At 66.0% G+C, this 21891-nt stretch carries 18 protein-coding genes and 1 pseudogene; 1 reads left to right on the plus strand and 18 read right to left on the minus strand.

The features are described 5' to 3' along the window. Window positions 1–27: 27 nt before the first annotated feature. The 11 genes from ACTFO6_RS01480 to ACTFO6_RS01530 form a co-directional block, all read right to left on the minus strand. On the minus strand, window positions 28–384 hold the full coding sequence (locus tag ACTFO6_RS01480; RefSeq protein WP_333840284.1) for a hypothetical protein: 357 nt from the start codon (window positions 382–384) through the stop codon (window positions 28–30). Window positions 385–491: 107 nt separating this feature from the next. Beyond that, window positions 492–1106 (minus strand): class I SAM-dependent methyltransferase, encoded by a 615-nt coding sequence (locus ACTFO6_RS01485; RefSeq protein ID WP_333840286.1) that lies wholly within the window; start codon window positions 1104–1106, stop codon window positions 492–494. A 122-nt stretch (window positions 1107–1228) separates the two neighbouring features. Then, the gene (locus ACTFO6_RS01490) at window positions 1229–1972 is read right to left on the minus strand and encodes a cytochrome c biogenesis CcdA family protein (protein WP_333840288.1); all 744 of its coding nucleotides are present in this window, start codon (window positions 1970–1972) and stop codon (window positions 1229–1231) included. Window positions 1973–2287: 315 nt separating this feature from the next. Beyond that, window positions 2288–3904: a multicopper oxidase family protein gene (locus ACTFO6_RS01495; protein ID WP_333840290.1), complete on the minus strand. Its 1617-nt coding sequence runs from the start codon at window positions 3902–3904 to the stop codon at window positions 2288–2290. An 18-nt stretch (window positions 3905–3922) separates the two neighbouring features. Beyond that, window positions 3923–4753 (minus strand): SCO family protein, encoded by an 831-nt coding sequence (locus ACTFO6_RS01500; RefSeq protein WP_333840292.1) that lies wholly within the window; start codon window positions 4751–4753, stop codon window positions 3923–3925. A 7-nt stretch (window positions 4754–4760) separates the two neighbouring features. Then, a complete protein-coding gene (locus ACTFO6_RS01505; RefSeq protein WP_333840294.1) occupies window positions 4761–5363 on the minus strand; it encodes a TlpA family protein disulfide reductase in 603 nt (200 codons plus the stop codon). After that, on the minus strand, window positions 5360–5992 hold the full coding sequence (locus tag ACTFO6_RS01510) for a DsbE family thiol:disulfide interchange protein (RefSeq protein WP_333840296.1): 633 nt from the start codon (window positions 5990–5992) through the stop codon (window positions 5360–5362). The genes ACTFO6_RS01505 and ACTFO6_RS01510 overlap by 4 nt, the downstream gene beginning before the upstream one ends. Window positions 5993–5998: 6 nt before the next feature. Next, a complete protein-coding gene (locus ACTFO6_RS01515; RefSeq protein WP_333840298.1) occupies window positions 5999–7240 on the minus strand; it encodes a c-type cytochrome in 1242 nt (413 codons plus the stop codon). Beyond that, a complete protein-coding gene (locus tag ACTFO6_RS01520) occupies window positions 7237–7797 on the minus strand; it encodes a c-type cytochrome (RefSeq protein WP_333840300.1) in 561 nt (186 codons plus the stop codon). The genes ACTFO6_RS01515 and ACTFO6_RS01520 overlap by 4 nt, the downstream gene beginning before the upstream one ends. 31 nt (window positions 7798–7828) lie before the next feature. Further along, window positions 7829–8740 carry a F510_1955 family glycosylhydrolase gene (locus tag ACTFO6_RS01525; RefSeq protein WP_333840302.1) on the minus strand — a complete coding sequence of 304 codons (912 nt, stop codon included), beginning with the start codon at window positions 8738–8740 and terminating at the stop codon, window positions 7829–7831. Window positions 8741–8903: 163 nt separating this feature from the next. After that, entirely contained in the window at window positions 8904–9299 is a 396-nt protein-coding gene (locus ACTFO6_RS01530; protein WP_333840304.1) for a hypothetical protein, read from the minus strand. Between the two features lie 487 nt (window positions 9300–9786). Between ACTFO6_RS01530 and ACTFO6_RS01535 the strand changes: the two genes are divergently transcribed. Continuing rightward, window positions 9787–10554: a hypothetical protein gene (locus tag ACTFO6_RS01535; RefSeq protein ID WP_333840307.1), complete on the plus strand. Its 768-nt coding sequence runs from the start codon at window positions 9787–9789 to the stop codon at window positions 10552–10554. Between the two features lie 99 nt (window positions 10555–10653). Here the strand turns inward: ACTFO6_RS01535 and ACTFO6_RS01540 are convergent, their stop codons facing one another. The 7 genes and pseudogenes from ACTFO6_RS01540 to ACTFO6_RS01570 form a co-directional block, all read right to left on the minus strand. Further along, the gene (locus ACTFO6_RS01540) at window positions 10654–10917 is read right to left on the minus strand and encodes a hypothetical protein (RefSeq protein WP_333840308.1); all 264 of its coding nucleotides are present in this window, start codon (window positions 10915–10917) and stop codon (window positions 10654–10656) included. Window positions 10918–11732: 815 nt separating this feature from the next. After that, window positions 11733–14855 (minus strand): efflux RND transporter permease subunit, encoded by a 3123-nt coding sequence (locus ACTFO6_RS01545; protein WP_439932672.1) that lies wholly within the window; start codon window positions 14853–14855, stop codon window positions 11733–11735. Between the two features lies 1 nt (window position 14856). Then, entirely contained in the window at window positions 14857–16470 is a 1614-nt protein-coding gene (locus ACTFO6_RS01550) for an efflux RND transporter periplasmic adaptor subunit (RefSeq protein WP_439932673.1), read from the minus strand. 28 nt (window positions 16471–16498) lie between these two features. Next, a complete protein-coding gene (locus tag ACTFO6_RS01555; protein WP_439932674.1) occupies window positions 16499–17851 on the minus strand; it encodes a TolC family protein in 1353 nt (450 codons plus the stop codon). Between the two features lie 770 nt (window positions 17852–18621). Further along, window positions 18622–19794: an MFS transporter gene (locus ACTFO6_RS01560; RefSeq protein WP_439932675.1), complete on the minus strand. Its 1173-nt coding sequence runs from the start codon at window positions 19792–19794 to the stop codon at window positions 18622–18624. Window positions 19795–19825: 31 nt separating this feature from the next. After that, window positions 19826–19909 (minus strand): annotated as a pseudogene (locus tag ACTFO6_RS01565) (enoyl-ACP reductase FabI); the annotation flags it as partial. Window positions 19910–20092: 183 nt separating this feature from the next. Then, window positions 20093–21859, minus strand: coding sequence for a DUF3141 domain-containing protein (locus ACTFO6_RS01570; RefSeq protein WP_439932676.1), 1767 nt, complete (start codon window positions 21857–21859; stop codon window positions 20093–20095). Window positions 21860–21891 lie beyond the last annotated feature (32 nt).

The raw sequence follows: 21891 nt of genomic DNA on the forward strand, positions 1-21891 counted from the left end.
AACGCCGCGGTTCACAAACTGGAACGGCTAGGCTCGGAAGAAGGTACGGGGAGGTCGGTAAAGGCCCTTGGGCGAGAGACTAGGAATGAGGGAAGACGGGCCCATTGCGGGCCGGGCCGTGGGCAAAGGCGCGGTGGCTATGGGGCCAATGATCACCGGCTGCCCCAGGAAATGAAAGCCGAGATGGCTAAGGCAAGTGTCGTAAACGTTTCCGTTGAAACGATCAGGCGCCGCGGGATCAGCTTTGCTCCCAGCGTCTGGAGCGAGTCTCCACGTTTCCAGCGGCTGCTCCAGCGCCGCCGCCGACAGCTGCGGAGCAGAAGCCAGCAGATTCAGTAGAAGGGCAAAAATGAACGACCAGATGGTCGCGACCTTGTACTTCATGGGTGCCAGAGTATACCGATAGAAACTCGGCGGGGCAAGCCAGAGTATACCGATAGAAACTCGGCGGGGCAATTCGGCGGTTGACATTCGGCGGTTGCGTATTCCACTCATCCCGGCGCCGCGCGGCCGAAATAGATGTAGCTCATCGGCCGCGGTCCTTTCGCGTATTCCGTGGCGAGCTCCAGGATGCGGAAACCCGCCCCCCGGACCAGTTCGTCCATTTTCCGGTCTAGGTTACAGCCGCCGGCGAGCTTGTTCCACAGGGGGTTGAGCCGGCGCTGCCAGCGCTGGACCGAGGCTTCCGGCGCGAGCCCGTGCTCGGCGAAGAGCAGCACGCCTCCCGGTTTCAGCACCCGCCGCATTTCGGCGAGCGCCTTGAGGGGATTGGGGATGCTGCACAGGCTCCAGGTGGTGACCACGGTGTCGATGGAACGGTCATCGATCGGAATCTCCTCGGCCGAGCGGGCGAGAAGCTCCACCGGGAAAGGCGCTCCACGCACCTTTTTCTCCGCCATGCGCAGGAGCTCTTCCGACGGATCGACCGCATAGAGCCGATCCACCTGCGGCCCGTAAAAGGGCAGGTTGAGCCCGGAGCCGACCCCGACCTCCAGGGTGACGCCCCGGGCCTGGGGGAGAAGCTGGGCCCGGTAGCGGGTGGCCTCCTTGTTCCGCATCGCCAGGTCGGTGAGCCGCGGCAGGATCCACTTGTCGTAAAAACTCATGATCCCTTCCTTCGTTCCGTTTGGAAGCGATATGACCTGCCCAGATAGGCCCGGTTCGAGGTGGACAACCCGTGAGCGGGCCGTCCCTTCGCACCGGCTATTATCCGCCTATTTGACGGGCTTTATCCGATGCGCCCCAGGGCCGGGAAGGTTTCCAGCAGCCAGTAGCTGAACGCCGTGAGCTGGCCCGTCATCATGGCAATACCCATGAGCACCATGACGACGCCAGCCGCCGCCTGGAGCGGCCGGCCGGCGTGGCGCAAGGCCTTCAGTCGGCCCAGCAGCTCCCGCAGGAAGAGCGCGGAGAGCAGGAACGGCACGCCGAGGCCGAGGGCGTAGGCGGTGAGCAGCCTGACGCCCGTCGATATGGACTCCTGCATGGCGCCGGCGGTGAGGATCACGCCCAGCACCGGGCCGATGCACGGCGTCCAGCCGAAGCCGAACGCGAGCCCTAGCACGAAGGCGGCCGCGGGATGCCCCCCGGCGAGCCGAGGGTGGAAGCGCAGGTCCCGGTGAAACCAGGACACGTGGCGCATCATGCCCAGCATGAAAAGCCCAAAGACGATGATGATGGCACCGCCCACGATGTTCGCTTCATACCGGTACTGGAGCAGCAACCGGCCGAGGGCCGTGGCGCTGGCGCCTAAGGCGATGAAGACGGTGCTGAAACCCAGGACGAAGAACAGGCTCATGACCGCCGCATTCAACCGGGTGCGAGCGTCCATCTGCAGTGCTGAACCATGTAGCGACTTGCCGGCGACATAGGAAACGTAGGCGGGCACCAGCGGCAGCACGCAGGGGGAAAGAAACGAAACGATGCCTGCCACGAAGGCGGCGGTCAGGCCGATGGCGGAACTTTCGATCATGCTAGTGTCTTGTCCCGGAAATACCTCGCCGAGGGGAGGTGCTCGCAGGTGGGCCAGGAGGTCCGATCGTCATGCTCAACCTTGCACAAGTTATTTTCGGGACAGGCCACTAGGGGACCGTGTACTGAGCGTTGTATACCCGAATGACAGCCCGTCCCTTCCCAGGCGGACCCTCTCCCTGTCCCTCTCCCGCCGGGAGAGGGACCCACGGAAACTTGCGGTAACCGGGTTTCGCAGGGTGCGTAGAGCGCAGCGGAACGCGCTGCCGTGGCCTGTAAACCAGGCAGCGGTGCGCTAGAGCGCACCCTACGAGGCTCATCCTTTCCCCGTAGCGTCCGATCCGAACAGGCAGTTGCGCATCATGCCGCCGTCTTCATGCTCCAGGTTGTGGCAGTGGTACATGAAAAGTCCCGGCTCCGTGGGCGCGACGAGCACGCGCACCCGCTCGTCGGGAAAGATCAGGAAGGTGTCCTTGTAGCCCGCGTCGATCAATCCCTCCCGCAGGTCCTCGGGTATGTTCCCGCCGCTGCGTTCGAGGATGCGGAAACGCACCCCATGGATGTGGATGGGATGGGGCATGGGCATTCCCGGCCCGTCGTTGGAAAACGTCCACACGGTCCCTTCGTTCAGGGGAAGGCGCTCGTCGTCCGCGACCACCCCCATCTCGAAGCGGCGTCCGTTGAAAAAACCTCGCATGTGGCGAAACGCGAGTTGGGTGTAAATCGCATGCTTCCCTTCGCGCACATCGGACGTCGGCTCGGGGAGGCGGAGCGCTTCGCTGCGCACGCGCGCTTCGGTCGAAACGGTGAAGCGGGCGACCAGAAGCTCCTCGCCCTGGCCGGAGCCCATCATGCCTCTCATCATCCCGCCCATCATGCCGCCCATGCCACGGCCCATCATTCCACCCATCATTCCGCCCATGTCGCGGCCCATCATGCCCCCAGACATGCCTCCGGAGCCTCCACCCATCATGCCATCCATCATTCCATCCATCATCTCCAGGCCGGAAAACGCCTGGCTCACCAGGGCGACCTCCGCGCCGGCGCGGCGCTCGCCGAAGTCCTCCAGCAGCTCGACCCGCTCGAACGGCGCCAGCACCACGTACGGACGGGTCTGGGTGCCCTCCGCCGAGGAGAGGAGGCCGTTGTCGGTGGCAATGACGCGCATCGGGCGGCCGTCGGACCAGGCGAGCTTGTAGATCCGCGCGTTGGACACGTTGGCGAGCCGCAACCGGTAACTGCGAGGGGAGACCTTGAACGCCGCATCGGGCAAGCCGTTCACGAGCACCGTGTCGCCCAGCACGCCGTTCATGTCGTCCATCATCATGCGCTTGAACGCGAACTGGTTTTCCCGGCCGATGCGCCGGTCTTGGATGACCAGGCTCAACTCGTGCTCGGGCGCGGGAAGGCCGTAGGTCAGCTCCCCCCGTTCCCGCACGATCAAAAGCCCTGCCAGGCCGTAGTACACCTGCTTGCCGGTGAGCCCGTGGGGATGGGGGTGGTAGAGATAAGTCCCCGCCGGGTTTCGCACGGTGAAGTCATAGATGTATTCGCTCCCCGGGCCGACTGCGTGATGGGGATGGCCGTCGGCCACGTCCGGCACGATCATCCCGTGCCAGTGGATGATGCTGGGCTCGTTCATTCGGTTCTCGAAATGGATGCGCACCCGCTCGCCGCGCCGCAATTCCAGCGTGGGACCCAGATAGCTCGAAGCGGGGCGCACCGCGTCCCGCCGCCCTTTGAGGACTTCCGCACGATAGCGCAGCACCCTGGTCTCGGGCCCGGACCAGATCGGCTTGCGGTCCGGAGAAGCCGTGACCCGCAGCACCAGGTCGGGTTCCTCGCCGGCGAGGGCGCGTTTTACCTCGATCGGGATCGCCAGGGTCGCCGCGGAGGCGGCGGTGGTCAACAGAAATCGGCGTCGCGTCCACATGGCATCTATCTCCTTCCGTTATTCAGGGCTTGGGCCTCTTTGGACGAGCTGCCTGCGCTGCCGGCGGCGCCGGTGCAGCAGGAACCCTCCGATGCCCAGAGCTGCGAAACCCGCTCCCAGCGCCGCCTGGAAAAAGACACCGCCCGGCCAGGATGGCTTGCGCTCCGACGGGCTGCCGGCGGCGGTCGGGGCGGCCGCCGAAGCGGCAGCGGGACCGTGATGGTCCGGGTAGAGCAGCGTGTTGATGAATGCGGTCACGCTGAGCGGCTGGACCTTGAGGCCGTGAAAGCGAGCCCGCAGGATTCCCGCTTGATCGATGACGTGGGTGACCACACCGTGCATCTGGAGGCCCTCCGCCGCCTGGGTGAACTCCAGCCCGTAGGCTTTGGCAAGCTGAATCCCGGTGTCGGGCTTTCCGGCGCCCCGGTACAGGAACACCCAATTGGCGGGGTCGAGGCCGTGGGCCTTGCCGTGGGCGCGCATGAGCTGGGCGGTGGCCGCGGCGTCCTCGGTGTCGGTCGCAACCGTGATGAACTGCACCTGGTCGCGCATCAGCGTGGTGTTGACCTGCTCCTGGATCCGGGCGATCAGCTCGCTGTGCAGCGGGCAGACGTCGGTGCAGCGCGAGTAGATGAAGTTGAGAACCACCACCTTGCCGCGGAAATCGGCGAGGGCGACTTTCCGGCCGGACGGGTCTTCCAGGGCGAAGCCCGGCGCTTCCCGGTCCGCGAGCTGGAGGTAGGGCTCCTTTTCCCGCAGCTCCCGCAGCACTTCGTCGGGGGAGTGGGCCCGAGCGGAAAACGCGGCGAAGAGCCCGAGGCTCAGAAGCAATACGGTCAATCGAATCATCACGGATTCACGATTCGCGAGCGCCGTCCTTCAAGTAGCGCCGGATGCGCTCCACGACCTCGGGTTTGTCCCATTCCACGGGCCCCACCACGCGCCAGAGCTCCCGCCCTTTGCGGTCCACCAGCAGCGTCGTGGGAAGCCCGACCGCGCCCAGCGCCGCCATCGCCTCCGCGCTAGCGTCCACGTAGATCTTGAGATGGCGAAGATCCATTTCGTCGAAGAAACTTTGCACCGCGAAGAGGCCTCCCCGGTCGATGGACAGGGCCACCACCTCGAAGTCCGGGCCGCCGAGCTTTTCCTGCAGCCGGGCAAGGCTAGGCATCTCCTTGCGGCAGGGCGGGCACCAGGTGGCCCAGAGGTTGAGCAGGATCACGCGCCCGCGGAAATCGGCGAGGGCGCGCGGCTTGCCGTCTGCGTCGACGAAGCGCAGCGGCGGCACGGGACGCCGGGCCTCGACGGGGGCGAATCCCGGGAGTTTTCCGTCGGCGGCGACTTCCGGGGTCGGATCGCCGCGGGTCTCGTCCCGCGCCGTGCTCAATTCGCGAACCACGCCCGCGACCGAGAGGCCGAGCACGGCCAGGCCCGCCGCGATGAGCCCGGTCCTGTTCACGGCGAGCCTCCCGGGCGCGGATTCGAAGCGCCCGCGGAGGCTGCTTCGGCCTGCAGCCGGGCGATCAGCGGGCGAAGCTTTTGTTCCAGGACTTCGGGGGTGATGGGCCCGATGTGCTTGTAGGCGATCCGGCCGTTGGGGTCGATCAGGAACGTCTCCGGCACTCCGTAGACGCCCCAGTCGATGGCGACCCGGCCGTCGAGATCCGCGCCGGTGCGGGTATAGGGATCCCCCAGAGTGTCCAGCCAGGCGGCCGCGTCGTCCGGCCGGTCCTTGTAGTTGAGCCCGTGGATAGGGATAAGGCCTTCGCGCTGGAGTTGCAAAAAAATGGGGTGCTCGATCCGGCAAGCGACGCACCAGGAGGCGAAGACGTTGACCAGGGACACCTCGCCCTTGAGGTCGCGGCTCGCGAGCCCCAGCGAGCGGCCCTTCACCGGCGGCAGGTCGAATGGAGGCACCGGCTTGCCGACGAGGGGCGAAGGAATCTCCCGCGGATCGCGGGTCAAACCGACCGCGAACAAGGTGACGATTCCCGCAAACAGCGCCACGGGTACGAGCGCGGTCCAGCGCAGCGCGCGGCGCGGCTGGGCGGCGGGGGTGCTGCCGGCGTTATTCGCTTTAGGGGTCATTCGCGTCTATGGGCACTGGTTCTTGACGAAGGCCGAGATCTCGGCCGGGTCCGAAAACACCACGAAGGCCCGGTCGCCCATCATGCCGGCGCCGAACAGCACTGGTTGGCCCTTCCTGGGTCCCCGATCGCTGGAATCGGTCTTGAACCGCAGGTTGAATTCCCAGATGGGAAACGTCTCGCCGTCGGCGGTGGTGACGTGGTAGGTGTCGCGGCAGTAGCGGATTTCCTTGACCAGGCTCTCCGGGTCGGCCTTCTTGAGATCGGCAAGCCGAGGCGCCTGCATCATGCCGCCTCTGCCGGTCGGGGCGGAAGCCGCTTTGCCCTCGGAGGCCGCCTTCAGATAGGCGATCAGGTCGGCGCGCACGCGGGCGTCGGGGATGCCGCGGAAGGTCATGAGGTTGCCTGGAATGAGCTTCGCTGGATCCTGTAGCCAAACGTCCAGGGTCTTTTCGTCCCACACCACGCCGGAATCCTTGAGCGCCTTGGAGTAGCGCTGGAAACCTTCCACCGTCGCCGCTTTGCGCCCGAAGACATCGGCCAGGCTCGGGCCCGTCAGGTGCTGTCCCGGCTCGATGGAGTGGCACGCTGCGCAGGCGCGGAAGGCCTGGGCGCCCCGGGCGGGATCGCCCGCGGCATCGGCATCCGCGGGAACGGCGGTACCGAGGAGCGCCAGGCTCAGCGCGGCGGGCAGCCAGAGCGTGTTCATCGTGTTTCTCCTCTCCTCTTTCGCGACGCTGCTCCCGGCCGGCTGGATTCGGTTTCCCAGGAAAAGGCGGCGCGCGATCCATAGGGAAGCCGCCGGCACCACGAGCCACTGGGCGAGGGGCGACAGGCCCACCTCCAGGTGCGGCACGACGGGCATCAGCTCCGAATAGGCCCAGCTCTTGCGCACGGCGGTGTTGAGCCACTCGCTATAGACGGTGTAGCCCGTACCGGCGGTCACCGCGACCGCGGTCACCCAGGGCCAGCGCCATTGGGGCAGCGCTCCGGCGCGGGTGAGGAGGAGGGCGGTGAAGAGGGCCGAGAGGCCGATCAGCACGTCGCCGCCGGTGCAATGGGCGACGGCGAAGGCGATCTCGGGCAGGGCCGACGCCCACAGGGTGTAGAGGGGGAGCTGGGCGACCTCCCAGGCGAGGCTCAGCGCCGCCAGGGTGGGGACGTAGGCAAGAAAAATGAAGCGCCACGATTGCAGGTCCCGGACCCAGCGCGGCGCGAAAAGCGCTTCGAAGGCGCTGCGACTCGTCATTTCACCTCCTGCTCCGCCAGGGCTTCCTTGCGCCACTCGATGACTTTCGGTGACCAGCGGCTCTCGATGAAGGCCAACGCCGCCCGGATCTCTTCGTCGGAGAGGATGTCCTTGAACGCTGGCATGTCGCTCTGGTAGCCGGGGGGCGCGTAGGGCGGGACGAGCCCGTGCTTGACGATGCCGAAGAGCACGGGCTCGGGGTGATGCCAGGTGTGGCCCGAGTCGTCATGGGGCGGGGCGGGCATGCGCCCGTCTGGACGACGGCGCTGCCAGTCGGGCTGGCCTTCCAGGTTGGCGCCATGGCAGGCGGCACAGTGGCGGTCGTAAACGCTCTTTCCAAGGGCCACCAGAGCTGCGTCCGCCCCTGGGGCCGCGGTCGTGCCCTGGCGGGATCCCTCCGCACGGGGCGCGTCGGAACGCGGCCACCTCGCCTCCGGCGCGTCCGGGCGCGTCGCCCAGTAGGCGAACGCGACAAACCCGGCGGCGAAGGCAATGATCCCGCCGGCGATCAACCGGGAGATCCACTTCGGAAACGGCGGCTTCTCGGTTTCGCTCATGGCGCAAGCTCCCGGACTGGAATGCCTGGACTCACAAGGTGCGTCCCCGGTCGGCGATCTGGGTCCACGTCTTGCCCCCATCCCGGGTGAGATAGACGCTGCGCTCGAAGGTGGCGATGGCGTATTCGTCCCGGCGCTTGGGGTTCTGGGCGATGTAGGCCACGGCGTCCCGCGTGAGCGGGGGCAGGGTCACGGGCTTTTTCCCGCGGGTTGCCAGATCCACCTGGGTGAGGGCCGGCTGGCCGTGGAAAGTCGCGGCCCACAGGCGCTTGCCGTCCAGGTCGAAGAACACGGCGAGACCTTGGACTCCCGTCATCACTGGCTCGAAGGTGGCGCCGGCATCCTTCGAGAGGAAGATCCCGCTTTGGGTCGCGGCGGCCACCGTCTTGGGATCGCTCGGATGCACGGCGAGGCCGATGACGTCCCCGGCGAGCCCCTTGGCTTCAGCGGGGCGCCAGGCGAAACCGTCGTCCAGGGTGTAGTGGAGGCCGCGCCGGGGCATGCGCGAATTGGGGTGCGGGTTGTAGACATAGACCGCGTTGGTTTCGTACCCGGTGGCGAGCACGTGAAAATCGGATTCCCCTTCCAGGCCGAGGCGCTGCCAGCTCTTGCCGTCGTCGTCGCTGCGGATGAGGCCGAACGGGTTCTTGAACCCGGTCCCGGGGGCCGGGTGCCCGCTGCTGTAGAACCGCTCCCGGGTGGCCGAGAAGCCCATGTAGTCGTGTTGCGGTCCGGGGGCCTTGGCCCAATGCCCTTCGTTATAGATCGCAAGGCCGTGATGGCTCGGGATGTAGAGCCGCGTACCGTCGGCGCTGTAGGCAAGGCCGTGCACGTGGGTGAGGGTGACGCCGGACTGGGCGGAAACCGCCCCCGGCAGGGCCAAGGCGAGGGCCGCGATGAACGGCAGAACCAAGGGCCCGAAGAAGGGTTTTCGTTTTTTCATCAAAGATGCTCCCATCGATGGAGTGACATCCGTCAATGCCTGGATGCTCCCCGCAGGTCCCGCTTCTTTCGGGAACGTCGGGCAAGCGTCCGGGAAGGGACGACGAAGACGCTGCGCGCGCGAGCACAGACCGCGGGCGTAGGGTAACCGCGCGCCCCCCAGGCTAACTGAGGTAGCGGTGCAGGCGGATGGGGATGGGGACTTCGGAACGGGGGCTTGCCAAAGGCGGCCGGGCACCGGCTTCGGGCCTCGGCAAGGGGTGCGCGGCCCACGCCACGAGCAGGGGCGGGACGAGATTCGCCGACGGCAGCTCCATGGGCACACCTGGCTCCAGGCCGTAGGGATTGGCCAGGCAATCGGCGGGCTTCGGAGCATGGTCGCAGCACGGGGCCGTGGCCAGGTCGGGAGCGCCGCCAGCCGCCTGGGCGGCCGCCGCTGACGGTGCACTGCCCAGGATGGCCAGGCAAATCTGGGCCGCCAGGCCCGTCTGCACAACGAGCAACAGGCCCAGCACCGCGAGCGTACGGTGGAAAATCCGGGGGAAAGGCCGGCGTTTCATTGCCCTGTAAGACTCAGCGATTGTTCCGTGAGTTCATGGGTGAGCTGAATTTTAACCCGCAATTTCACAAAGGGCCGGTATTTCAGCTTCTTTTTGGATAGAGATTTCGGACTCCCCTGAACTGGACCAGCGACGTTACGGCGCACCAGTATGGTGCACAAGGGGTAAACGATGCACCAGGATGGCCAGACCCATCCACCCCGGTCCCCGCCAAGCGGACCGTGAATGTTCACAACTTCCTGTATTTTTGAGAGAAATAAACCGGAGAGGGGAATGGCACGGGGCATGCTCATGGAGGTTCAGAACCCGTTCAAGTGGCCGGTGTCCGCCGATGCGTCTCTTTACTTTGTCTGCCGCTCCCTTGAGCTTGCTTTTGGCCAGTTCCTTGGCGTGGAGCGAGCCGGTTTCCTCTACCTCGGGAGTTGGCGGCGACGGTTTAGTTATTCAGGTCGAGGCGGGGGATTGGGGAACGGCAAGCCGGGATGTTGTGGAGGTGCTGCTTTATTCGGTGGCCAAGGAGCTGTGGGTGTTTTTCCCTGGGCATGCGTTGGCACCGATTCGGGTCATCCCCGGTTCCGGCAACCCGAAGGTGTACTACGAGAAGAGCACCCGGGGTGAATACGTGGTCCAGCTCACCGCCAGGAACCGGCGCTGGGCCCAGTACGCCTACCAGTTCGCCCACGAGTTCTGCCACGTGCTGTCCAACTTCGAGCGCAAAGAATTCCGCCACGGCGATCCAGTCGCGCCCAACCAGTGGTTCGAGGAATCCCTGTGCGAGGCGGCGGCGCTGTTTACGCTCAAGCGCATGGCGGTCCGGTGGGCGTCGGAGGCGCCCTACCCGCACTGGGCGGGCTACGCCCCGGCGCTACGGGAGTATGCGGACCGGCTGCAGAGCGAGCCTCACCGCCACGCGGTGCGGGCCATGGACCTCGCGGCCTGGGTGGCGCAGCGGGAACAGGCGTTGCGGGAGGACCCCTACCGGCGCGATGACAACGAGGTCTGCGCCAATGCGCTGTTGCCGTTGTTCGAGTCCAACCCCGCCCGCTGGGAAGTGCTGCGTTACCTCAACAGCCATCCGGGCGAAGCGTCCAAGCCGTTCGTTGAATACCTGGCCGGCTGGCATCGGGCCGTACCCGAGAAGCACCGCCGATTCCTGCAGCAAGTATCCGCCCTGCTGGTGCCCGGTGCCGTCCCTGGGACGCGAATGGACATGGCTTCCTCCGAGCGGGCGGCACAGGGCGGCATGCATAACTGACGCTCGGGCCCGGCACAGGGGCTCGGTCTCCCCGGAAAGAAGCGCGGCGCGGGGCAAACCCCACGCCGCGCTGTCGGCGGTTACAGAACCCCTGGAGGCTCAGTAGCTGTAGGCGTTTTTCGGGTGGACGCGCTTAAACAGCTCCTTTCCAGGAACCCCTTCTTTCGCCTCCCGGGTGTCACCGGCGCGGCCTTCGGCCGCGGGTCCGGTGCCCCGGGTCGCTTCGACTGTTTGATGCTTGGCTTCTTTCGCTTTCATGGCGCGGTGCAGCTCCATCATCTGGGATTCGTCACGACCGGCCAGAGCTGCTGCCGATGCGAAGCCGGCGGCGGCGATGACGGAAAGAAGAATAAGGCGTTTCATGATTCAGCCTCCGATTGGAAAAGCAAGGGAGCTACCTGCCCATCGGCGGGGGACTCGCTCTTGGACCCCTCACGTCGACCGACGGTCTCTTGTCGAGTAGCCTGGGCCGGCGATCAAAGCCCGGCGCTCGGGCGGCGAGGAGGATGTCGAGGAATTTCGGCGATGTGCTGGGGTCCGCCGAAGGCGGGCGCTGGCATCGCAGAAACAACGTGTTGCGGGAGAGGGCTCGCGTTTTGAGGCGGGGCGAAGGATGCGCCGCACGAGACGCAGGGCCCCGGCTGCGCGCACGGCGCCCCTGGAACGTTCCCCGGTTCCTGGCAACCCTGGCAAGGGATTGCAGCGGTCAGGGCGATGGCTGTCTTCCCATCCCCATGGCCGCCCTGGCAGGCCATGGCGCCCATGCTCCCCCACGCAACCGACAACCAGGCGGCGAGCGCGAACGCTATCGTTATCTTTCTACCGGTGCGGGACATGAACCTTCCCTTGCAGGATTAGACTCGGGCCCCCCCGCTCGGTTCGTGAGACGAGCGCATGCGCCGGCGGAAGCAAATCCCGCTGCCGGCGGCAGAGAGGGGGGTTGATGCGGAAGGAATTCCATGGGGAGCCTGCACGCCTGGTTTCGCTCGCTTGGATGCCTCCTATAAGTCGGCAGGGGCTACCTCGGACCGGGTGCGAATGTGGAACACTTTATCCACCGGAAGGACGGCCACGATGCCGTCGCCCGGAACCCCTGTGTGGGCGGCTTCCATGATGGCAGCGGTCACGGCCTCCGCCTTCGTCTTTTCGGTAAACCCCGCCTCATTGGTTGGACTCGTTCAGGAGGCCTGCCGGTGGAGGGCGAATGCCTTCACCAGCGCATAAATCGCGGGGATCACGATCAGCGTGAGGATGGTGGCGGAGACCATGCCGCCCACCATGGGCGCGGCGATGCGGCGCATGACCTCTGAACCGGTGCCGCTGCCCCACATGATCGGCAAAAGGCCCGCCGTGATGGCAAACACCGTCATCATGATGGGCCGCACCCGCAGCAGCGCCCCTTGTATCACGGCGTCGTGGACATCGGTCGCGCTTATCCGCTCCCCCGCGGCCTGGCGCCTCTGGGTTATCGCCCGCAGTGCGTGGTCCATATAAATCAATATGATCACGCCAATCTCCGCTGCTACCCCCGCGAGGGCAATGAACCCCACCGCCACCGCCACGCTCAGGTTGTAGCCCAGGAGGTACATGAGCCAGATCCCGCCCACCAGCGAGAAGGGCACCGAGAGCATGACGATCAGGGTTTCCGTGAGCCGCTTGAAGTTGAAGTACAGCAGGAGAAAGATGATCACGAGGGTCAGCGGAACGACGATGGAAAGCCTTTGCTTGGCCCGCTCCATGTACTCGAACTGGCCGCTCCAGGTGGCGTAATAGCCGGGGGGGAACTTGACCTTTTCGAGGACCGCTTTCTGCGCGTCGGCCACGTAGCCGCCGATGTCGCGGTCGCGAATGTCCACGAAGATATACGCCGCCAGCAGCGCGTTCTCGGTGCGGATGCTGGGCGGCGCCTTGATCAGCTTGACGCTCGCCACCTGCCCCAAGGGGATCATGGCGCCGCCCATGATGGGCACCAGCACCTGGGTGGCGATCTTCTGGGGATCGTCGCGCAGCTCGCGAGGGTAACGCACGATGACCCCGAAGCGCTCGAGACCCTCCACTGTGGTGGTCACCATCTCGCCGCCCAGCGCAGCGCCGATCACCTCCTGTAAATCGCCCACCGTCAGGCCGTAGCGGGCGAGGGCCAGGCGGTCGGGCACGATGTCCAGGTAATAGCCGCCGGTGACCCGCTCGGCGTAGGCGCTGGTGGTGCCGGGTACCGTTTTCACCACGGTCTCGATTTCCTTCGCGATCTTCTCGATTTCAACCAGATCCTTGCCGAACACCTTGACCCCGATGGGGGTGCGGATGCCGGTCGAGAGCATGTCGATGCGCGCCTTGATGGGCATGGTCCAGGCGTTGGAGACACCGGGAATCTGCAACGCCCGGTCCATCTCCGCGATCAGCTTGTCGACGGTCATGCCGGGTCGCCATTCGGACTCCGGCTTCAGGTTGATGACGGTCTCGAACATCTCCAGCGGCGCCGGGTCGGTGGCGCTGTTGGCGCGGCCCGCCTTGCCGAACACCGAGGCCACCTCGGGGAAGCTCTTGAGGATTTTGTTCTGGGTCTGCAGCAGTCTGGCGGACTCGGTGACCGACAGCGCCGGGAGGGTGGTCGGCATGTAAAGCAGCGATCCTTCGTTGAGCACGGGCATGAACTCGCTGCCCAGTTTCATCGCGGGATAGGCGGTGACCGCGAGCGCCGCCACCGCGGCGACGATGGTGAGCTTCTTCCAGCGCAAGGCCCAGCCGATGACCGGGCGATAGGCCCAGTGCAAGAACCGGACGATGGGGTTTTTGTGCTCCGGCGGGATGCGGCCGCGGATGAACAGCAGCATCAGCACCGGGACCAGGGTGATGGACAGGAAGGCGGCTCCGGCCATGGCGAAGGTCTTGGTGTACGCCAGCGGCTTGAAGAGCCGGCCTTCCTGGGCTTCCAGCGCGAAAACGGGCAGGAACGAAACGGTGATGATCAGCAGGCTGAAGAACAGGGCGGGTCCCACTTCCCGGCAGGCCACGATGATCGCTTCCAGGCGGGACGCCTTGGGATCCAGACGCTCGAGATGCTTGTGGGCATTCTCGATCATGACGATCGCCGCGTCCACCATGGCGCCGATGGCGATGGCAATGCCGCCCAGGCTCATGATGTTGGAATTGAGCCCCATCCAATACATGGCGATCAGCGCGATCAGGATGCCGATGGGCAACATGACGATAGCCACCAGCGCGCTGCGCGCGTGCATCAGGAAGATGATGCACACCAGCGCAACGATGAGGCTTTCCTCGATCAGCGTGTTACGCAGGTTCTCGATGGCCCGGTGGATCAGGTCAGAGCGGTCGTACACGGCTTGCAGCGACACGCCCTGCGGCAGGCCGGAGGAGATTTCCTCCATTTTCGCTTTCAGATTGTGGATCACGTCCAGCGCGTTCTGGCCGTAGCGGGCGACCGCGATGCCTGCCACCACTTCTCCTTCGCCATTCAGCTCGGCGAGGCCACGGCGCTCGTCCGGCGCCAGTTCGACCCGAGCGATGTTGCCGACCAACACCGGCGCGCCTTTCTCTGCCTTGACCACCAGGTTCTCGATGTCTGAAATGTCGCGCAGATAGCCTCGGCCCCGCACCACGTATTCGGTCTCCGCCATCTCGATCACCCGGCCGCCCACGTCCCGGTTGCTGTCGCGGATGACCTGGGAGACCCGGGACAGGGGGATGCCGTAGGCCTGGAGCTTGCGAGGGTCCACGGTGACCTGATAGGTCTTGACGAAACCGCCCACGCTCGCCACTTCAGCCACTCCCTGGGCCTTGGTGAGCTGGTAGCGCAGGAACCAGTCCTGGAGGGTGCGCAGCTCCGCCAGGGTGCGCTGCGCGCCGATCACGGCGTACTGGTAGACCCAGCCTACCCCGGTGGCGTCGGGCCCCAGGGACGGCGTTACGCCCCGCGGCAGGCGCCCGGAGACGTAGTTGAGATATTCCAGAACCCGCGAGCGGGCCCAATAGATGTCGGTCCCGTCCTCGAAGATGACGTAGACGAAGGAGGCGCCGAACATGGAAAGCCCGCGCACCACCCTGGACTTAGGAACGGCCAGCATGGCCGTCGTGAGGGGATAGGTGACCTGGTCCTCTACCACCTGGGGCGCCTGGCCCGGGTACTCGGTGTAGATGATCACCTGCACGTCGGAAAGATCCGGGATCGCGTCCAGCGGCGTCTTGATCGCCGTATAGATACCCGCCGCGACGAGGAAGAACGTGCCGAGGAGGACCAGGAACACGTTGCGCACGGACCACTCGATGATGCGGTTCAGCATTTCAATGCCCCTTGTGGCCGGAAATGGGGCCGCTGGCGGCGGGGCTGGCGCCCGCCGGCTGGATGCGGGCGATGACATACTCGCCGCCTGCTTCCTCCACCAGCTCGAAGGCGATCTTCTGGCCTGGTTTCAGGCTCTGGAGCAACGCCGGATCCTTGACGCGGAAATCCATGGTCATTGCCGGCCATTGGAGGCTGTCGATCGGGCCATGGGCGAGCTTCACCATGGCGCGGGAGAGATCTATCGTCTTGATGCTGCCTTCGCCGCGGTGAGCGGCGGGTGAGGGCGCTGCGGCAGGTGCGGCGGGTTTGACCTGCCCGTCTTCTCCCGGCTTGGAACCATGGGCGCCGTGGCCGAAGGCGCCGAGGGCCGCTTTCAGATTGCTCTCGGCGTCGATCAGGAAGTTGGCGCTGACCACCACGCGCTCGCCTTCTTTGATCCCTTCGAGCACTTCCGCGTAGCCGTCGGCCCGCGCTCCCAGCTTCACCTCCCGGGGCTCGTACAGCCCTTCACCCCGCTCGACCAGCACGACTTGACGTACCCCGCTGTCCAGCACTGCGGAATCGGGAACGGCGAGGACCTTGGCCTTGTTGGGACTGGATATGATCTCCACCCGGGCGTACATGGCAAGCTTGAGCAGGCCGCCGGGGTTAGGCAGCTCGATGCGCACTTTGGCGGTGCGTGTCTCGGGGGCGACCGTAGGATAGATGAACACCACCTTGCCGCCGAACACCTTGTCCGGGTAGGCGTCGATGCGGATTCTGGCGGGTTGCCCCAGGCGCACCAGGGCTAGGTCCTGCTCGAAAACGTCCACTAGGAGCCATACCGAAGCCAGGTTGGCGATGCGGTACAGCACTTCGCCTGGCATGAAGCGCATGCCCTGCAACGCGGGCTTTTCCAGCACCACACCGTCGACCGGCGAGCGCAGCGTGAGGAACTGGGTGACCTGGCCATCCCGTTGCAGGCGCAGCAACTCTTGCTCGGAGATGTCCCAGTTGCGCAGCCGCTGCAGGGTGCTCTCGACGAGCCGCTGCATGCTCTCCTGAATCTCCGGGGCGCCCTCCTTGACTGCTTGCAGACCTTTCCAGGCGATCAGGTACTCCTGCTGGGCGGTGATCAGGTCCGGGCTGTAGACGTCCATCAGGGGCTGGCCGCGCCGGACCGGTTCCCCGGTGGCGTTCACGTGGAGCTTCTGTATCCAGCCCTCGAACTTGGGGGTGACGGTGTAGAGCTGGCGCTCGTTCGCTTCCAGCGCCCCCACTGCCCGCACCGTCCGCTGGAGCTCGCGCGCTGCCGCGGCTTCGGTTTTGACCCCCAGCTTCTGCACCCTGTCCAGGCTGATCTTGACCAGCGCCTCGCCCCCCTCGGGTTCTTCGCCTTCGTAGACCGGGATGTAGTCCATTCCCATGGGGTCCTTTTTCGGCACCGGCGAGATGTCCGGAAGGCCCATGGGGTTGCGGTAGTAGAGGATCCTCCGCTCCGGCTGGGCTGGGGAATGCTGGGACGCGCCCTGAACCGCAGGCGCCGCCTGCCTGTTCGCTCCCCACCAATAACCGGTTCCCAGGGCGGTGGCCGCCAGGGCCAGCATTGTCGTCGCGATTGCGATCGGTTTCACGATTCATCTCCAGTCGGGATCAAGTGCTCTAGAACGCCTGTTTGCCGGTCAGGAAATCGACCTCCGCCAGCGCCTTGCGATAGCCGACGAGGGCCGTGGCATGGGCGATCTCGAAGTTGAAGACCGTCATCTGGTTGTCCAGCAGGGTGAAAAAATCCACCCGGTTGACTCTGTACGCGGCGAGGGCGGCCTCCACGGCGAGCCGGGCCTGGGGCAGGATCCCGGTCTCGTAAAGCCGGGCCGAGCGAAGGTTTTGCTCTGCAGCGGCCACCTGCTGGCGCAGCCTGGCGGTGAGCTCGTTAAGCTGTGCCTCGTACATTTCCGATGCCTGTTCCCGCATGGCTACGGCCTCGGCGACGCGCGGGGCCCGCTTGGTTTCGCGCCACACCGGCAGGTTGATGGCGACAGTGAGGCTCACCATGTCCTCGCGGGGAGCCCCGTCCGGCATCCGGTCACGCTGGCCGTAGGAGAGCCGCACGTCGAAATCCGGGTAATACTCCTGGCGGGCGAGATCGAGCGCCTTTTCGCTGCGGGCGATGAGGCTTTGCAGGGCGAGAAGCTGGGGGCGGCCCTTTATTGCCATCTCCCGCAACGCTTCCGGTTGCAATGCCGTCTCCTGGAGGGGGGGCATCTCCGGCAGCAGGGCCAGAGAACCCGGTTTGCGGCCCAGGGCCCGGCCGAGCTCGGCTTCGATCGTCTCCCGTTCGCGGGCCAGGCGGATCAGCTCGTCGTTCATTCTCGAAAGCTGGGTTTGGGCCTTGAGCACGTCGGCCTGGCTGCCCTGTCCCACCGCGTACCGGGCCTCGGCGATCTGCAGGAATTGCTCCAGGATCCGCTTGTTCCTTTCCACCAGCCGGGCGGATTCCACGACCAGGGCCAGATCGAAGTAGGCCAGCTTGACGTCCCGGATGACCCGGTTGACAGTCTCCTGGTAGCCGTGGCCGATCGACTCCGCGTCCTTGGCGGCCAGGTCCTGGCGCAAGCGGCGCTTGCCGGGGTAGGGGAGCCTCTGGGCGAGACCGATCATTTTCATGGTCATGTCTTCGCGCCGGAAACTCAGCGATTCCGCCGGAAGATTGACGATTCCCGCCTCCAGCATCGGATCGTCGAGCGCCCCCGCGGGAAGAACCCGTTGCTGCGCCGCCTCCCACTCCCGCCGCGCCGCCTGGATCTCGGGGTTGTTTTCGAGCGCTTCCGCGACGAGTTGAGCGATGAGGACTGGCTTCTGTGGGGCCTGTTCACGGCCGTCCGCGCGGGCGAGCTGCCCGGGTGTCGCGCTTCTCAGGTGATCGAAAAGGCCGTCGGCGGCTTGCTGCGCGCGGGAAGCCACAGGCAGCGCCGTCGCCGCCAGCAGCACCACCGCCATCCACTTGTGCTTCATTTCGTTTCTCCCCGACGATCTCCTTCGGTCCGGAATACGTGCAGCCTGCAGCGATCGCTCGCAGGCCGCGAGGGCTAAGATCTCTTGGAGCGGGCCTGTCCGAAGGTCGGGCCAAGCGGTGCTGCTTGACCTCAGCCGGACAGGCTCGCCGTCACGCGAGGGGTGGTCGCTTGGGTGGGGAGGGTATGAATCCGCGGGGCCGCGGCATGGTGTGGTCCGCTCGGTGCTCGGTGAGCGGCACCGCGCCTAAGGTCAAAACGTCAGAGTGCAAGAAGCCGCCGGAATGGCATAGCAGGCAATTGCACAAGAGCGAGGCGGGAGCTGACTCCCGGTCGCAACCGTCCAGGTGATTCGAGTCAAGGCTGCCGTAATCGGGAGAAGCCGCCGCATGGGCATGAAAGCCATCAGGAGCCGCGCTCGCCAGCGTCCCGGCGAGCGGGAGCCAGAGTATGAGCAGCGAGGCGATCCAGATCCTCAGGCGGCGGGTCATGGCGGCGGCAGTATAGACGATCGACGGCTCAAGGGTGAATACAACCGTTCCAAACGGGCCTCTGCCAAAAGCCATCGGGCACCGCCGCGGCGCCGAGCCGGTGGGCGGGAATCATGGAATTTCTCAAGTCATAAATGAACATCGTAGCCAACGTAGCAGCATCGACCGGGTGGCGGTTTGATCTACGTCAAGTCGAAATCATGATCGAGGCTGCCGCGGCGCACCAGCCTCGGTGCTGGCCGCCTGGAGCGGGGGAAAAGTCGTGCATCATCGCGTTGCTCTACGGGAGTGGGGGCGGCTTCGAGAGCCCGAGCGCCGTCCGTCGGCCCGGGCTCGCAACTGCCAGCGCCCCGACCAAGGCCAGCGCCGCCGCGACCCAGAATGGCGCCGAGGGCATGACCTCGAACAGCACCCCCGCAGCCACGGATCCCAGGGCTTGTCCCAGACTGAACGCCGCCACCTGTTTTCCAAGCGCCGCTCCTGGGGCGTGGGCGGCGTCGAGCGACACCCAATAACTCAGCGCCGGCAGGAGCACACCCGCCCCGGCGGCGATTAAGACGATCGCTGCGGCCGCCAGCATGACGTTTTCCCCGACGGGCAGCATGGCGAGGCCAATCCCCAAGGCCGCCAGTGCTCCGGCGCTCACCCGGGTCGGGCGGAAGGTTCGCAGGAGGCGGGGAAAGATCGCGAGTTGGACCGGAATCATGACGGCCATGCAGAGCGCGAACAGGTGTCCCAGCCGAGAAGGGTCAAGGCCAAGACGCGCTTCCCCGAACAGGGAGAAGCCGACTTCGAAGGAGCCCAGGCCGTAAGTCACGAGGACCGTCACCGCCAGCGCCATCGCGAGCTTGATGTGGCTGCGACGCGGCTGCCCGAGTCTCTTTCCCGGGTCCGGCTGGCGGCAACGGGCTGTCTCGGGGACGAGGACAGCCGCTCCCGTCGCGGCGAGGGCGGTGATGCCCGCCGCAACCAGGAAAGGCAACCCGATTCCACTCTCCTGCCTGTCTCCGAGCCAGCCTCCGAGCGCCGGTCCGGCAAGGAATCCCAGCAGCGAAGCAGCGCTCACCCAGGCCAGGCGCAGGAAAGCCTGATCACGCTCGCCGCTTTCACCGGTGGCGGTGAGCGCGGCGGGCAGGACCGCGGCGGCGGCAACTCCCGCCAGCACCTGGGCCGCGATTGCAGCCGCCAGGGTTGGGGCGGCGGCGAACAGCGCGAGCGCTGGCGCATACGCCGCCATACCGCCTAGCATCATGGGCCTCCGCCCGAGGCGGTCGGAAAGCGCTCCGAGCGCGGGGGCAAAGGCGAAGAGGGCGGCCGTGTAGGCCCCCGGCAGCAATCCCGCGTACCAGGCGGCCGGAAGACCCCGACTGCCGTCCGAAAAGCGCTCGATGATCTCCGGCAGCAAGGGGATGGCGACGCCGTAGCCCATGCTTACCGCAAATGCCGTCGCCATGAGCACGATGAGCGTCCCGGGGCGTCCAGCGCCCGCCAGCGCGAAAGGCTTTGGCGCAGCCCCAGGCGATGCTCCGTTCATTGGCGATGCCCACGACGAGCCCTTTTTCCCCTTGAGACTTCCCGGGTGCATCGTTTTACTCCATGCCGGATGCAGGTGTCGAACGGGCGCTCAAGCTGTCGAACCGAGCCTCAGCAGCCAGAACGCCGGCGACCATGATGGCTGGATCCTCCGACGGGCCGTTCGCCGGGGGCTTTGGCGGCGTACTGGTCGGGCGAGGCCTCGAAACGCTGCCGGTTCACCCGTAGATCCTGCCGAAAGCGAGTTCCACGGCCTGGTCTCTGATCGCACGGTACAGGTCCAGCGTGGCCGATATCTGGGCGCTCGCCGCGCGTTCTATCATCCCATACGGGTTGTTCTCACCCGGAGGTTGGCGCTGCTGCCGCACCAGCGGCTCCAGCGCAGCTACGCCCGCCATCCACGGACTGAACTTCTCCGAGAAGAGATAGCGGCTCGTGCGCATGGGGTGCATCCACTTGAGCCACAAGGCGCTCAGCGGGTTCGCCGCCGCCTGGACCCAGGGGCTGAGGAAGGCGCTGTACAGACGCTCGTTCAATTCGGAGACCTCCCGCACCCGTTCGAATGCCCTGCGCGGGTAGTCGAAGCGGATATCCTCGATATCCCGCGCCTCGAAACGCACGGAGTACTGGGGCTTGTGGCAGTCGGGGTCTCCGGTGGGATTCAGGATCTTCATCTCGTAGAGACCCGGCGGGAGCGCTTCCAGCTCGTCCAGGCTCTCCAGGATCGCCCGGTGCTCCAGCCGGGCCACGCTCGCCGAAACGAAAATCCCGAGGTGCCCCACGTGGGGGTTGATGAGATAGACGATGCGCTGCCCGGCCGCCTTGAGGGCCTCGGTGGTGGGATAGACCGTCGGGATCCAGTTGAGCGCCTGATGGGGCGGCGTGATGTTGTCCCCATGGGAGGCGAAGATCACGAGGGGGTTGCGGATGCGCTTCAAGTCCGCAATGCAGCCCTCGCAGATGCGCATGGTGCCCTGCTCGAGCTGGTTGCCGATGAAGAGGTTCTCCACGATGGCCACGATCTCCTCGCGGCTCAGGAAATAGAACCCGTTCCACCAGCGCTCGAAGTCGAGGAAGCGCTCCCGCTCCTCGTCCACGTTGGCGAACAGGTGGTAGTACTTGTCCCACAAGGCATTGGCGGGCTTCAGGTTCTCGAAGTTCTGCACCAGCCAGGCGCCGTCGAAGCGGCCGTCGCCCAGGTCGGCGAGAAAGTGGGCCAGCCAGGCGCCGCCGACAAAGCCGCCGGCAAGCCGCATGGGGTTGACGTCGGACTCCCCCGCCCAGTAGGAAAGGGGAGAGCCGTTGAGCACCGCCGGCCCCACCAGCCCTTCGCAATCGGCGGAGAGCAGCGTCACTGCCCAGCCCGCCTGGCAATTGCCGTAGAGGGCCGGCGCTTTTCCGCCGTGACGGCGGCTCACTTCTTCCACGAAACGGCGCAGGGCGTGGAGCACGTCGGCGAGCGTCTGTCCCGGGCACGGCTCGGGAAAGAAGATCACGAAGTAGACCGGGTGGCCTTCGTGCAGCGCCATGCCCACCTCTGAATCGCGCTTGAAGCCGCCGATACCGGGACCGTGACCGGCGCGCGGGTCAATGATGATGACCGGGCGCTTCGCCTCGTCCACGCACTCTTCCAGCCGGTCGGTACCGGCGCCGGTAATGCGCAGGAGGGCGTAATTTGCCGGCTGCTCGAAGCGCCGGGCGTCCAGGATCGTCTCGTAGTCGAAGTCGAGCACGGGCGGCAGGCCCGCCTGCTCGTGGGCCAGCATGTCGTTCGCCCGTTCGCGCAGCGTGTCCAGGAACAGCAGGCTGCGCTGCCACAGGTCCACCTGGTAGCGCCAGGCCTCTTCCAGCAGATTCGGGGGCGAGAGGGGCGTGGAGGGGGTCTGGGCCGCCACCGGAGTCTCACCTGGGGCGGGAGGCGTCGCCGGCACCGGCTGGGAAGCGGATTTAACCGCTGTTTTCTTGACGGTGGTTGCCATTGCCATCTCCTTGGGTTGTGTGTCGGGGATCGCTGGGC

Origin of the sequence: Pelomicrobium sp. G1, assembly GCF_051905455.1 — a bacterium.
In the GTDB taxonomy this organism is placed as follows: Bacteria; Pseudomonadota; Gammaproteobacteria; order Burkholderiales; family UBA6910; genus Pelomicrobium.